Consider the following 14,466-nt stretch of genomic DNA (forward strand, 5'->3'; position numbering starts at 1 on the left):
TCTTACAATCTCCAATCTATAATATCGAGACCTTTTAAAGTCAAATATTGATTAGCTTTTACAAAGTGATCACAACCCTCAAATCCTCTATATACAGATAATGGTGATGGGTGTGATGACTCCAGAATTAAGTGTTTAGTAGCATCAATAAGGTTTTTTTTCTTGCGAGCATGTGAACCCCATAGCATAAACACAACATTTGTTTTATTATCAGATATCTTTTGTATTACAGTGTCTGTGAAAATCTCCCATCCAATATCTTTGTGTGAATTAGCCTTATGAGCTTCTACAGTAAGAGTTGTATTTAGGAGAAACACGCCCTGCTGAGCCCAAGATGTAAGACAACCATGATTAGGAGCTTTAAACCCCGAGATACTTCGCTCTAATTCTTTGTAAATATTACGCAGTGATGGAGGAACTTCAACTCCTTGTTCTACAGAAAAAGCAAGACCATGTGCTTGGTTATAATTATGATAAGGATCTTGCCCTAGAATTACTACTTTTAGATTATCAAATTCAGTATACTTAAAAGCATTAAAGATATCTGCTTTATTTGGAAATATAATCTTACCAGACTTTGTTTCACTCGCAAGAAACTCCAATATAGCCTTAAAATAGTCCTTTTGCTTTTCAGCAGCTAAAACATCTGACCAATTCATTACTTCCTCCTAGAGTAAACTTGTATTTCCTCTATCTAATAAAACAATTTTTACAAACAATATAAATAAGTAGCTATCAGTAACCTAATTGTTGCAAAAACATAATATGGTATTTATTACTTACATTTTCATTTATAGTCTGAATCAGCTTGATAGTTCATTGGATACATAATCCAAATCACTAAAATAATATATTATCAAAGCATTAAGCAGATATCTAACAAAAGCACCTATGACTTTATAACCCTATTAAGCTTAGGCACTAAAATCAGCATCAAAATAGCACAAATTAATACCACGACACCTATTATCATAAAATTATTGGTGTAAATATCTAAGCTCTGTAAAACTGTTCTTGCGCTATCATTGCTATCTGCGGTCATACTACCTAGTATTCCAGCAATTTTGCCGCCCAGCATGGATGCTAAAAACCAAACACCTGTAGCGGTGCCTGAGATACTAATTGGAGATAACTGAGTAATCATTGCTAAACCAATAGCAGCTATACAAACCTCTGATGCTGACTGAAGCGCATACGATAGGACTAGCCACCACGATGATGTAAATCCTGCTACAGCACTAATCTTACTTGCATACAATGTGAAAAATGCCAAAGAACACAAAAACATTCCAATAGTAAATTTAGTAGCATGTGTACTTGGGAATTTCTTAAAAAGATACATCAACAATGGTGTCAATAATGCAATAAATAATGGATTTAATAACACATAAGAAGAATATGGAATCTCGAACCCAAATAGCGTCCTATCAACATTATGCTTAACAAATAATGCTATTGATGTTGGCATCTGAAAATATAATGAGAAAAATACCACTGCTTGGATTATCAATACTAATGCTACAAGCATCTTGTTTCTTGCAACCTTTGAATCTTGAGCAAACGCAATAAAAATAAAATATATAAAACCTAGCACGACTACCGAATAAGCAATGATCGAGCTTACTAAATTATTTGAGATAATTAAGCCAAGAACATATGTGAAAATAGCTGCAAATATAAATACCAAAGGAATATATTTTTTGCTTGAAGGTTTGTTATCAATCGGACTTGGTACCTTTCTGACAATTGTATAAAAGATTAAGAAATTAGATAAACCTATAATCACACCTAGTGAACAAATCATAAAGCCTAACGAATAACTATCATACACCTTAGACAACACGGGTACCATTAACATCGCTAAAATCGCACCAACATTAATCGCAAAGTAATACAATGTCATTGCTACATTAATCATCTGACTGTCTCTATCGAACATCTTAGAGATTAGTGAGGTTGGATTAGCCTTAAATAGCGAGTTACCAACAATTAGACCAGCTAGACAAAAATATATCGAACTTGCAGTCGCAAATGCCAAACCCGCATAAGAAAGAGCAAGCACAATAGCCCCAACAATAATAGTCTTACGAGGACCAAGTAACCTATCTCCGACAAATCCACCAATAATTAATAAACCATAAGAAAAAGCTCCATACGATGTAAAAACAATTGTAGATTTCTCTTCAGAAAAGCCTAATCCATCCGATAAAAAAGCTACCAAGATCGCAAAAACACCTCCATAACCAAAGCGCTCCCAAAATTCTATAATCCAAACAACCCAAAATGGTGCTGATAACTTTTCTTTATTTATATTTGCCATATTTACTTTTGATAACCATATATTACTAATGAAAATATACTAATAACATTTCAGTTACAAATAGATTTATAAAATGAGATGGAAAAGTGAATGTTTTTTAGAAAAATTAGCTAGAAATATAAATTTTAATTATTTTTTCTTTTTCTGAGGAGGAAGATCTGTTGCAGTACCTTCAAATACTTCTGTAGCCATCATTAAACTCTCAGAAAGAGTTGGATGTGGATGAACTGTAAGAGCTATATCTTCAGCATCACAACCCATTTCAATAGCAAGTGCTGCTTCAGAAATAAGTTCACCAGCATTAGTACCAACAATAGAAGTACCAATGATTCTATGATTTTCATCAAATAGAACTTTAGTCATACCTTCTGATCTACCAATACTTAGTGATCTACCACTAGCAGCCCATGGGAATACACCCTTCTCATACTTGATGCCTTTTGCTTTTGCAGAAGTCTCAGTTTCACCAACCCAAGCAACCTCAGGATCAGTATAAGCAACTGAAGGAATTACTAAAGGATCAAAACTATGATTTAAACCAGAAATAACTTCAGCAGCAGTTCTTCCTTCAGGTACAGCTTTATGAGCAAGCATAGGTTGACCAACGATATCACCAATTGCAAAAATATGTGGTACATTTGTACGAAGTTGTTTATCTACAGGAATAAAACCTCTTTCATCAACTTTAACACCAGCTTTTTCTGCATCGATTAATTTACCATTAGGCTTACGACCAATTGCCATAAGAACTCTATCATAACGCTCATCTTTAGCTGAATGATCGCCTTCCATTGTTACATAGATGCCATCTTTCTTAGCTTCCACAGCTGTAACACCAGTTTTTAGGCGAACTTCATATTTCTTATTCATCTTCTCATAAGCTTTGACCATGTCTTTATCAACACCGTTCATAAGCTGATCAGCAAACTCAACAACTGTAATCTTAGTACCAAGTTCAGAATAAACTTGTGCCATCTCAAGACCAATGATACCACCACCAACCACAAGCATAGTTTCAGGAATTTCTTTCATTTCAAGAGCGCCAGTAGAGTCAATAATTCTCTCATCTTTTGGAACAAATGGTAGATTAATTACACTAGAACCTGCAGCAATAATACAATTATCAAAAGTGATTTTTGTAATCTTACCATCAGCAGCTTCTACAGCAAGCTCTTTATCAGATGTAAATTTACCGTAGCCTTGTACGATTTTTACTTTTCTCATCTGAGCCATACCTTTTAGACCGCCAGTAAGCTTGCTTACAACATCATTCTTATACTTAAGAACTTTGTCTTTATTGATTTTCATATCACCCATTTCGATGATACCATCAGCAGCTAAGTGTCTAGCCTCATTAATAACTTTAGCAATATGAAGAAGTGCTTTTGATGGAATACAACCAACATTTAGACATACACCACCGATATTTTCATATCTTTCTACTAAAACAACTTCTAATCCTAAGTCAGCTGCTCTGAAAGCTGCGCTATATCCACCAGGACCACTACCTAAAACTACAACTTGTGTTTTAATATCACTCATTTTTTAAAACTCCGCGTTTACATTATGATTTCACGTAAATCAGAAAGAATCTGACTATATCTTGTTAAGAACTTAGCAGCTAATGCACCATCAATTACTCTATGATCAGCTGACATAGATAAAGGCAACATAGTTCTAGGTTCAAATTCTTTACCATTCCACACTGGTTTAACAGCAGTCTTAGATACACCCATAATCGCTACTTCTGGCATATTAATAATTGGTGTAAATGCTGTAGTTCCAAGTACACCTATACTAGAGATAGTAAATGTAGCACCAGTCATATCTTTGGCACCTAGTTTACCATCACGCGCTTTACCAGCCAATTCCATAATATCTTTTGATATTTCAACAATACCTTTTTTGTCAGCATCCTTGATAACCGGAACCATTAGACCAGCTGGAGTATCAGCAGCAAAGCCGATATTGTAGTATTTTTTCAATATTAAGTTTTCACCATCATTTGATAGTGAACTATTCATTCTAGGGAACTCTTGTAAAGCTACTGCAGCAGCTTTGACCAAGAATGATAATGGAGTAATCTTAATACCTGTTTTCTCAGAAAATGCTTTCTTGGATTTTCTAAACTCTTCTAAGTCAGTAACATCTGCATCATCATAGAACGTAACGTGAGGAATCTTAACCCAGTTTCTATGCAGATTTTTTGCACTAATTTTGTTGATACGAGTCAACGGTTGAGTTTCAATCTCACCAAACTTAGCGAAGTCTACTACTGGATCATCTAAAAGATCTAAACCATTGCCACTAGCAGCAACTTTACCAGTTTGAACTTGTGTTACTGCATGCTTGATATAGTTATAACAGTCTTCTTTACTCACACGTCCTTTACGACCTGTAGCTTTGACCTTGCTTAAATCAACATTTAAAATTCTAGCTAGCTTTCTCACTGCTGGAGAAGCATGAGCATTAGAATTATCTACCGCATACTCATTAACATTAGTTTGAGCTGGAGCAGGCGCTACCGGTTTAGACTCTTGCTTAGGTGCTTCTTGCCTAGCTGGCTGACTAGGAGCTGCAACTGGAGCCGAACCTTTTGTTTTGACTTTAAGAATCAAGTTACCCTGAGAAACTTTATCACCAACCTTTGTGATAATCTCAACAACTTCACCAGCTACTGGAGATGGAACCTCCATACTAGCCTTGTCAGTTTCTAATGTAATCAAAGAATCTTCTTCAGCAATTGTATCACCAACAGCCACTGATACTTCGATAACATCAACACTATCATAATCACCAATATCTGGAACTTTGACATCTACAACCTCTTCAGTAGCTGACTGTGCAGCTACAACTTGTTGTGCTGGCGCTTGTGTAGTTGCTGAAGCACTTGCCCCAGTTTCAACTTTCAATATTAAGCTACCCTGAGAAACCTTATCACCAACTTTTGTGATAATCTCAACAACTTTTCCAGCAACTGGAGATGGTACTTCCATACTAGCTTTATCTGTTTCTAATGTAATCAAAGAATCTTCTTCGGCAACCTCATCACCAATCGCTACTGACACTTCGATAACATCAACGCTATCATAGTCACCAATATCTGGAACTTCCACATCAACTATTGCTGTAGCTTGCTGCTGTTGTGGCGCTGGAGCAGCTTCTTGCTTAGGTTCAGCTGCTGTTGCATCACCTGCAACCTCAACTTCCATAATAGCAGAACCTTGCGAAACTTTGTCGCCAACTTTTACAGTCAACTTAACAATCTTACCAGCCACTGGAGATGGAACCTCCATACTAGCTTTGTCTGTTTCTAATGTAATCAAAGAATCTTCTTCGGCAATAACATCACCTTCAGCAACATTAACTTCGATCACATCTACACTATCATAATCCCCGATATCAGGAACTTTAACTATCTCTATAGACATTAATATCTCCTTACCGATTAGCTATATAACGGAGCTATACGCTCTGGGTCTATATTATATTTCTTAATCGCATCTTTAACTTCACTAGCTTTAACTTTACCATCTAAATGTAAAGCATATAAAGATGCTACAACTACGTGATATCTGTCAACTTCAAAGAAGCTTCTTAGAGCTTCGCGAGTATCAGATCTACCAAAACCATCTGTACCTAAATTAACATAAGTATGTGGCATGAACTCTCTTAGCTGATCTGTATATAGCTTAATATAGTCAGTAGAGGCAATCACAGGACCTTGCTCATTCTTCAAACATTTTTCGATGTAGCTTTCTTTTCTCTCAGCATCTGGATGAAGCATATTTTCTCTTGCTACTTTTTTAGCTTCTCTATGAAGCTCATTAGCAGAAGTCATACTCCAAATATTTGAAGTAACACCATATTCATCTTTTAGCATCTTAGCAGCAGCTTCAACTTCTCTTAATATAGAACCTGAGCCTAATAGCTGCACATGCTTGTCAGCTGGCTTAGTATCTTCTAGCTTATATAGACCCTTAATAATACCTTCTTCACAACCAGCTGGCATAGCCCTATGAGAATAATTCTCGTTCATCACTGTAATGTAGTAATAAACATGCTCACCCTTAACATACATTCTATTCATACCTTCGCCAAGAATTACAGCTAACTCATAAGCATAGGTAGGATCATAAGAGATACAGTTAGGGATAAGTCCAGCTTGAATATGACTATGACCATCTTCGTGCTGTAGGCCTTCACCATTTAGAGTTGTACGACCAGAAGTACCACCGATCACAAAACCTTTTGCCATAGAGTCACCCGCAGCCCATGCAAGATCTCCAAATCTTTGGAAACCAAACATAGAGTAGTAAATCATGAAAGGAATCATTGGCACCTTATGCACACTATATGAAGTAGCTGCTGCTATCCACGAACAGAATCCACCCTGCTCGTTGATACCTTCTTGTAAAATTTGTCCATCTTTAGCTTCTTTGTAGAACATTACTTGCTCTTTATCTTCAGGTACATATTGCTGACCTTTAGGGTTATAAATACCTAACTGTCTGAATAGACCTTCCATACCAAAAGTACGTGATTCATCAACCGTGATTGGTACAATATGCTTACCTAATTTCTTATCTTTCGCTAAGTGAGATAGTATTCTTACAAAAGCTGTAGTAGTAGAGAACTCTCTATCACCACTATCTTCTAATAAGTTTTTTGCAAACTCTTGATAAGTTGGAATAGCTAATGGCTCTTTATTCTCCAATCTTGCTGGAATATAACCACCTAAAGCTGCTCTCTTCGCATGAAGATATTTCATCTCAGCAGAATCTTCAGGTAAAGAAACTAGTTTATAATTTTCGATATCTTCTTTTGTAGCAGGAACATTAAATCTATTTTTGATATGCTCAAGAGCATCTGTATCAAGCTTTTTAACATTGTGTGCGATATTCTTAGATTCACCCCACTCACCTAAACCATAACCTTTAACAGTCATAGGTAGGATAAGTGTTGGTTTACCATTTGCTTGCTCAATAGCCTTCTTATATGCAGCATAAATCTTGATAGGATCATGACCACCACGACGTAATGCTTGGATATCTTCATCTGTCATATCTTTAGCTAATGCTTCAAGATCTTCATCACCACTAAATACTACTCTACGACACTCTGCACCACCATGGGCTTTGATAGTGTGGAATTGACCATCATTTAGTTCACTTAATCTTTGAGCAAGCTTTTTGCCGCCTTTTTGATCTTGTAGTAATCTATCCCAATCACTACTCCATAATACTTTGATAACATTCCAGCCAGCACCAGCAAATACATCTGCTAACTCTTCAACAATATTACCGTTACCGTTTACAAGGCCATCTAGTCTTTGTAGGTTACAGTTAACTACAAATATAAGATTATCTAAACCTTCACGACCTGCTCTAGTAATAGAACCAATTGATTCCGGTTCATCCATCTCACCATCACCACAGAATGCCCATACACGACGATCTGAAGTCTCGGCAAGACCTCTAGCTTCAAGATACTTCATAAATCTAGCCTGGTAGATAGCTTGAAGTGGACCTAAACCCATAGATACCGTTGGGAACTGCCAATAAGTAGGCTGTAAATACGGATGAGGATAAGAAGATACTGCATCCTCTTTATCAAAAGCTTGTCTTCTAAAGTTTTCTAGTTGTGATTTTGCTATTCTACCTTCTAAGTATGAACGTGCATATACTATTGGAGAAAGGTGTCCTTGATAGAAAATCAAATCACCTGCTTGATTCTCATTTGGAGCTTTCCAGAAATGGTTAAAGCCAACTTCATATAGAGTCATAGCACCAGCACCAGTACCAATATGACCACCAATAGAACCTTCTCTTTTGTTAGCTGATGCTACTATTACTGCTGAATTCCATCTATTTATTGCTTCAATTCTTTGCTCAATCTCCATATCACCAGGATAATTTGGCTGTTCAGAAACATCTATAGAGTTTATATATCTTTTTATTTTTGCTGTTGAGTAAGCACTTTCTATACCAAGTTCAGCACCTTTACTAAGCAACTGTTCAAATAAAAACTTAGCTCTATCAGCACCCTCTCTTTTAATGACATCTTCAAAAGCCTCAAGCCACTCTTGAGTTTCTAAAACATCAATATCTTTAGTGAAATCCGACATCCTTTATCCTCCGAATTAATCGAACATTAACGAAATTAAAACTTAACCACTCGATTATAAGTCAATATATAAATAACATCAACTATATAACTCTACACCATGCTAATTAAAGAGTATGTGCTACAGGTCAAAAGTACCACATCAACATCTTACTTGCTATTATTCAACTCTTGACATTGCAATACCCAAATTAAAATTATATGCATAAACTCAACTAACTTCATTGACACATAATATTTAACTATTATGATTTTTTAATTAATCGTGACATCTCAATACTTTGACTCACTGCATTAGTTTATTTTTAACAAGGATTGTTTTTTTTTGATAATTGCTAGCTCTTATAAAAAAATATAGACTTATCACCGTAATATTTTTTAATTTTCAATCTTAAATTTCAGGAATAAAAAGCCATGAAAAAAAACATACCAAGCATTGCATTGTTAACAATGGGAATCATTGGTTCATCAACGGTACTATATGCTGATGATCAAGAAACTTCTCCTATCACCTATATCAAAAATCTGCCTGACTCAAAAATAATTGCAGTAAATAGTAAGGGTGAAACCCTTATAGCTGACAAACTTGCTAAGACATGGAAAAATTTTGGAAGTAGTTATGGCAGCGATGTATCTCAAGGTGAGATCCAAACAATATATCAACCAGCAAGTTTAATCCAGAATAATAGTCCATTAATCAAAATATTGCAAACAAATGGATACACATCTACATTCAATATTAACCTAGGAGCGTATAGCACCAATCTTTCTGATGGCAATGAAGCATATTGGTATGAAGAGAATGACGGTAAGCCAGCACTTTCTGTGTCGTCACCTTTCTACAAAGGTAGTAATGATATCGCAGACTATGTAAACTTCTATGGAACACCAAAGGGTCAGCTTTATGCTAGATATTTGATGAAAGCAAACAATAATAGCTTTTTTTATGGTTTAGATCCCGTTACAACTGCTGCTTTTGACTCACCTATTGTTAAAATGATTTATGATTACAATAGCATAGATCAGAAACCCACGTTTGCAAAAGATGGCGATTTTGATTTCCCTAAATCACTTTATATACTTTTGCAGTCAGGAGCTCTTATCAAAGTAAATATACCTCAAGAGTTAGATGACAATGGTTTAAATTATTTTTCAAAATATGATTCTGCTTCTCCTGGAACTAAAGCAAAGGGGTTAACTAGAAAAACTGTAGCAGATGGAGTATCCACTTTAGAACCTCAAGATCTTGCTGTATTTGGATCTAACAATAGTTCTATACAAGGAGTAATAGAATCAGCAAAGGGACAAATTAGGTTCTATGATGATAAATCTAGTTCAAATACTATAGTAAATTTACCTGTTAAGGCTGATGAAACTGACTACTCTAACATTATCACAGAAAATGATGGTACTAATGATGTTGCAAGATACATCTTACAAGATGTAACACAATCTAATGATATTTATTTATATGATGTATCGTCTTGTAGCTCATATTCGTTTGGCAGTATCTCTTCATGTCTATCAAAACCGCTAGATCATAAAGGTTTTAATGATAATTACTCTACTGCACTAGACTCAGTAATTAGTAACCCATCAGGAGATAGATATATCGTAGTCGGCTTTGAGTCAGGAGCAGTTCGATACTACAATACGACCAGCGGTAACTGGAATACAATCCAGGACGATATTTATAGTTCACCGGTAGTTAATCTAACTAAAATAGATAACAACAGTATATATATCAGCTTAGAAAACGGTCTTGTGGAACAATATGATTTTGATACAAATAATATTGACATAATTAGACAAGCAGCTTCCACTCTAGTCTTCAATAGTTCAAACCCAACTGTAACTTACAATAGTATAAGTATCAAAAACTTCAGCGCAAAAACTGCTGATGGTAAAGATACTGAGATTACATATAACTATGAGCTATACAGTAACTCTAATTCCTCCAAACCTGTCCAAATAGGTACGCAAACAGTTGCTTCAAATATGGGATTTAATATAGATTTTAACAATCTAAAGTCTTCACATAGTTATAAACTTGTAATCACAGCAAGTGCAGATGGTTATAAAGATATCACAAAAACTATTAATACTATTGAAACCACTGCAGAGCATGCATTAGATATTTATAATATCAATGTAGATAGTAGCTATACAAATGCTAATGTTAATGTAATAGCATATCCAAAAGATGCTGTACCATCTGCAGTAGATATAGATTATGGCTATACTATAACTAATACAGATACTGGAGAAGTCGTTAAAAGTGGCATAGAAGATAATAGTCCTTTCACTATCGATGACTTAGAAGCAAATACTAAATATACCCTAACGGTTACAGCTAAAGCTGATGGTTATGATGATGTGGTGAAAGAAGTTCTATTTACGACTGAGGGATATGAAATGGTCTGGGTAAACAAGGGAGCAATCTGGGAGCTCACTCCTACAAAAGTACGACTTGGCTTTGCTACAACTTTGGATCCAAATGATCCAAATGATATGCCAATCGAGGCTGTTGAACATGAGGTACTAATGAACACTACAGATAAAAGCAATCAGTATGTTGTATACGATGGTGAGAGAAAAACAACTTTTGATGATCTAACACCCGGAAATCAATATAGGATGTACTATACAAAAGATATGAAAAACTACAAGCAAGCCAAGGTAGAATTTACTTTTAATACTCCTGTAGAGTAATAAAACAATCTAAACATTTCCCACGTCTATTCTATCATTCGAAAGTCTCTTTGTTATCAACAGCTTTTCCTTGCATAAAATTAGAACCTTGTGCACTATATGCAGCATTATCATAGAGAACCTTTGAAATCATAAAATCATATGGATGTCTATCTATAGTAATTTTTTTAAACTCTCTAATACGCTCCCAAATAGAGTTTTACATCAATTTTTCTATGTCTATATAATTTTTAAATTTCATCGATAAGTCATATTCTTTCGACAATTCTTTGATTTTTATAGGAATATCATCGAGATTATTATTCATAATTATCTATAAAATCTTTTTATCCACACCTTTTGAACTGTCCAATTTCTTGGGAACCAGCTATTATCAGCACAAAACTTCTCATCTCTAAAAGTTATTCGCGTAACGACATCACTCTCACCTAAAATTGACCTCAAGAGAGCTTCTACAGATGTACCTGCAACCTTTTTTGTTTTTATAAAAACAAATTTATGTTTAAAGCTTATCATCATTTGATCTCTCTATTTACAAAAAATCCAAATTTCTATGCTTTTTCTTTATCTCATCAATATCATCTAAATATTGTTGTTGATATTTCTTGATGGTCTGACTATCAAATGGCATAAATGCTTTATAGATTTCTCCAGCTGGATATTTATTTGCTATATCCTCTATTTCTTCTTTAGATAGAGCGCATCCTTGATAATATGCATCCTTGATAATACTATATGCCTCATCAGATAACGATGGTCTTGTTTTAGATGATGTATATGATGATATAAGGCTATCAACATTATTAAGTGTTGTCATTTTTCTCAATATAGTTGATTGTAATTTTTGAAAATCTTCATAACACCATACCACAACATTCCTACCATGAAAAACATCTACCAAGCTAGATATCACAGTTACCCATGTATTATCTTTAAATCTTTCTTCACAAAAGAATTCTTCAAATGGAATAAAACCGCGATTTCTGACAACCTCAAGATACGCCGAACGATAATACTCTTCATACGATCGTATAGAGAAAAATACTTGAATATCATAGTCTTTAAAGAGCTCTTTAAAAGCTTGTATTCTAGCTAGCATATTAGGATATATACCTGAATACAATTTAAGATCATACGATATACCACTAATATTCTCTTCTGATAAGATCCAAGTATCATAATCTGTAATAGGCACTACTTTTTCTAATAAGCTAGTATCTTTGGTTTTTACATACTGCATAAAGCTTGGCATCCAAGTTTTAAGAAGATCTTCATGAATATACAATAAAATATCCATTTTGGTAAGGTAGTCATTACTATTTTGTAATAACCTCTGAATATGTGTTGTAGCTGTTTTATGTGCACCAACATGTAGCTTTATTTTTTTCTTTTTTATCCTATGAAGAATATCTCTTAGCCAAGTATCCTCAACTATTGTTTTATCTGCTAATGATTGATTTATTCTTCCATCATCATAATAGCAATATTTAATATAACGGTCTAGACTACCTTTTGTTATCAGCTCTTTATAAAGTGTCCTTCTAGCAGTACCTGATGAAATTGGTAATACCTTATTATTCTTATATGCTCTCCCGCCTTTAGATATTTTATTTATGATTTGTAATTCAGTCCGAACTGGAAAATGTAATATTGCAATAGAATCCCTATCAATCTTAGGTTTAGGTATCTCTGAAACCTTATGATTACCTTGAGATATTTTGACAGTATCACAACCTATATGCATTTGTTTAGGAGGGAGAGGTTTTGTTCCCAATGGATTTAAAGATGATACTTCTCTATAAATCATGCTATCATAAAACTTACTAGCTGTATCACCCACATATACATAGTTAGTCCTTTGAGCCTCAGCAATATTATATTTTTCATTAATTAGTCTGACAATTTCTTGCCTAAGAGATTTATTTCTATCTTTTGGATACCAAAATTCATCTGCGTCATTATTGATAACCCAATCAGCTCCATACTCGATATAAGCCATCCTAGCCATATCTGTAACCCACTGATGTTGATTGTGAGTATCCTCTGATTGATAGATATATTTAAGTACACCTCTAGCCTCATACTCTTTAAGGATCTCTCGTGTTCCATCAACTGATAAATTATCCATAACAATAAAGAAATCTACACCTTGAGACAGATGATAGTCCAGATTATACTTGATAATATCCTCTTCATCTCTAACTTGAATTGTCATCACTATTTTGATATTATTTTCAATAATATTTATTGAATCTGAAACATATTTTACTGTCTTAGCTATGCAATGTGGTTGAAAATACTGAGCGTGCCTAGTCTCTAATATTCCCCATGCATATTTCTCAAATTGCTTGTCCCATATTGTTCTAGGATCAATATCTGAGTTAGTGAAAGGATTAAACGCAGTTTGTCCATAAAGTAACAGTATTTTACCAGTATACTTTTTAGGCCAGTACTCTAATGTAACTAGATAGGGAGAAACTCCTAAAAATTCCTGAAAATATACTGCTATGGCCTCAGCAATCGGTCCTGTTTGACAGTTCCCAAAAATAATGAAAGGTTTTGATATATCACACATCTGACTAATCTTTGAAAAATATATAAATGCAAAATGATTTGTAAACTTAACTCTATCTTTTACACTCAACTTAGAATAGTGTAATGAGCTAAATCCATAAAATGGCTGTTCAGAGTCAAGATTATCATAAAAATCAATAAATGTGGGCCATGTTGCTGGTATCCAAAATATTGGAGGCTTACTTCCGGACTCATTACATGATAAAGCGATATCATCGATTCTTCCTACATTACTTGAGACATCAACAACTGTCTGTTTCATTCTAGTCAAGGCCATATACAGCTTGTTACGATCATCTCTAGATAGATTTTCTAATACTCCTACTTCTGGAAGACCATCATTTAGCTGATAAGCATATTTTGTTGTTTTTATCTCCTCAAAAACTCTATCTTTGGTCTTATCTCCTGAGATTACTTTTGATATTGTTGGATTATCAAACAAATACTTCACATCAATATTATCTTTAAACAATTTTTTTATTTTGCTAATTATTTTAATAGCTAAGATACTATTACCACCTATTCTAAAGAAATCATCTGTTATTCCTACTTTCTCTAAGCCAAGTACCTCTGCAAAGATATTACTTAAAGAAGTTTCAAGTTCAGTAGTAGGCGCCACATAAGAATCTTCATTTAAAAACTCTGGCTCAGGCAATCCTTTACGATCAAGCTTACCATTCACAGTCAATGGCATACCCTCAAGCTCAACCAATATACTCGGCACCATATACTCA

8 protein-coding genes are annotated in these 14,466 nt (G+C 34.5%); 1 reads left to right on the top strand and 7 read right to left on the bottom strand.

The window, feature by feature from the left end; genetic code table 11:
• Positions 1 to 2 precede the first annotated feature (2 nt).
• The 5 genes from ung to aceE form a co-directional block, all read right to left on the bottom strand.
• A complete protein-coding gene (ung, locus tag ACKTR7_RS06360; RefSeq protein ID WP_407877526.1) occupies positions 3 to 659 on the bottom strand; it encodes a uracil-DNA glycosylase in 657 nt (218 codons plus the stop codon).
• Positions 660 to 889: 230 nt separating this feature from the next.
• Entirely contained in the window at positions 890 to 2,320 is a 1,431-nt protein-coding gene (locus ACKTR7_RS06365; RefSeq protein ID WP_407877527.1) for a peptide MFS transporter, read from the bottom strand.
• A gap of 129 nt (positions 2,321 to 2,449) precedes the next feature.
• Entirely contained in the window at positions 2,450 to 3,862 is a 1,413-nt protein-coding gene (gene lpdA / locus ACKTR7_RS06370; protein WP_407877528.1) for a dihydrolipoyl dehydrogenase, read from the bottom strand.
• A 17-nt stretch (positions 3,863 to 3,879) separates the two neighbouring features.
• On the bottom strand, positions 3,880 to 5,751 hold the full coding sequence (aceF, locus tag ACKTR7_RS06375; protein WP_407877529.1) for a pyruvate dehydrogenase complex dihydrolipoyllysine-residue acetyltransferase: 1,872 nt from the start codon (positions 5,749 to 5,751) through the stop codon (positions 3,880 to 3,882).
• 17 nt (positions 5,752 to 5,768) lie between these two features.
• On the bottom strand, positions 5,769 to 8,447 hold the full coding sequence (gene aceE / locus ACKTR7_RS06380; protein ID WP_407877530.1) for a pyruvate dehydrogenase (acetyl-transferring), homodimeric type: 2,679 nt from the start codon (positions 8,445 to 8,447) through the stop codon (positions 5,769 to 5,771).
• A 413-nt stretch (positions 8,448 to 8,860) separates the two neighbouring features.
• Here aceE and ACKTR7_RS06385 point away from each other — a divergent pair, with 413 nt between their 5' ends.
• Positions 8,861 to 11,158 (top strand): hypothetical protein, encoded by a 2,298-nt coding sequence (locus ACKTR7_RS06385; protein WP_407877531.1) that lies wholly within the window; start codon positions 8,861 to 8,863, stop codon positions 11,156 to 11,158.
• 309 nt (positions 11,159 to 11,467) lie between these two features.
• On the opposite strand, the gene ACKTR7_RS06390 is transcribed toward ACKTR7_RS06385, so the two are convergent.
• On the bottom strand, positions 11,468 to 11,674 hold the full coding sequence (locus tag ACKTR7_RS06390) for a hypothetical protein (protein ID WP_407877532.1): 207 nt from the start codon (positions 11,672 to 11,674) through the stop codon (positions 11,468 to 11,470).
• Positions 11,675 to 11,690: 16 nt separating this feature from the next.
• Positions 11,691 to 14,466 (bottom strand): glycosyltransferase family 2 protein (locus ACKTR7_RS06395; RefSeq protein ID WP_407877533.1); only part of this gene is annotated, 2,776 nt, incomplete at its 5' end.

It is taken from the genome of Francisella sciaenopsi, from assembly GCF_045862875.1.
In the GTDB taxonomy this organism is placed as follows: Bacteria; Pseudomonadota; Gammaproteobacteria; order Francisellales; family Francisellaceae; genus Francisella; species Francisella sciaenopsi.

Excerpts from the sequence above, each read along its gene's own strand:
- ung (WP_407877526.1), bottom strand. The coding sequence starts at position 659 with ATGAATTGGTCAGATGTTTTAGCTGCTGAAAAGCAAAAGGACTATTTT.
- ACKTR7_RS06365 (WP_407877527.1), bottom strand. The coding sequence starts at position 2,320 with ATGGCAAATATAAATAAAGAAAAGTTATCAGCACCATTTTGGGTTGTT.
- lpdA (WP_407877528.1), bottom strand. The coding sequence starts at position 3,862 with ATGAGTGATATTAAAACACAAGTTGTAGTTTTAGGTAGTGGTCCTGGT.
- aceF (WP_407877529.1), bottom strand. The coding sequence starts at position 5,751 with ATGTCTATAGAGATAGTTAAAGTTCCTGATATCGGGGATTATGATAGT.
- aceE (WP_407877530.1), bottom strand. The coding sequence starts at position 8,447 with ATGTCGGATTTCACTAAAGATATTGATGTTTTAGAAACTCAAGAGTGG.
- ACKTR7_RS06385 (WP_407877531.1), top strand. The coding sequence starts at position 8,861 with ATGAAAAAAAACATACCAAGCATTGCATTGTTAACAATGGGAATCATT.
- ACKTR7_RS06390 (WP_407877532.1), bottom strand. The coding sequence starts at position 11,674 with ATGATAAGCTTTAAACATAAATTTGTTTTTATAAAAACAAAAAAGGTT.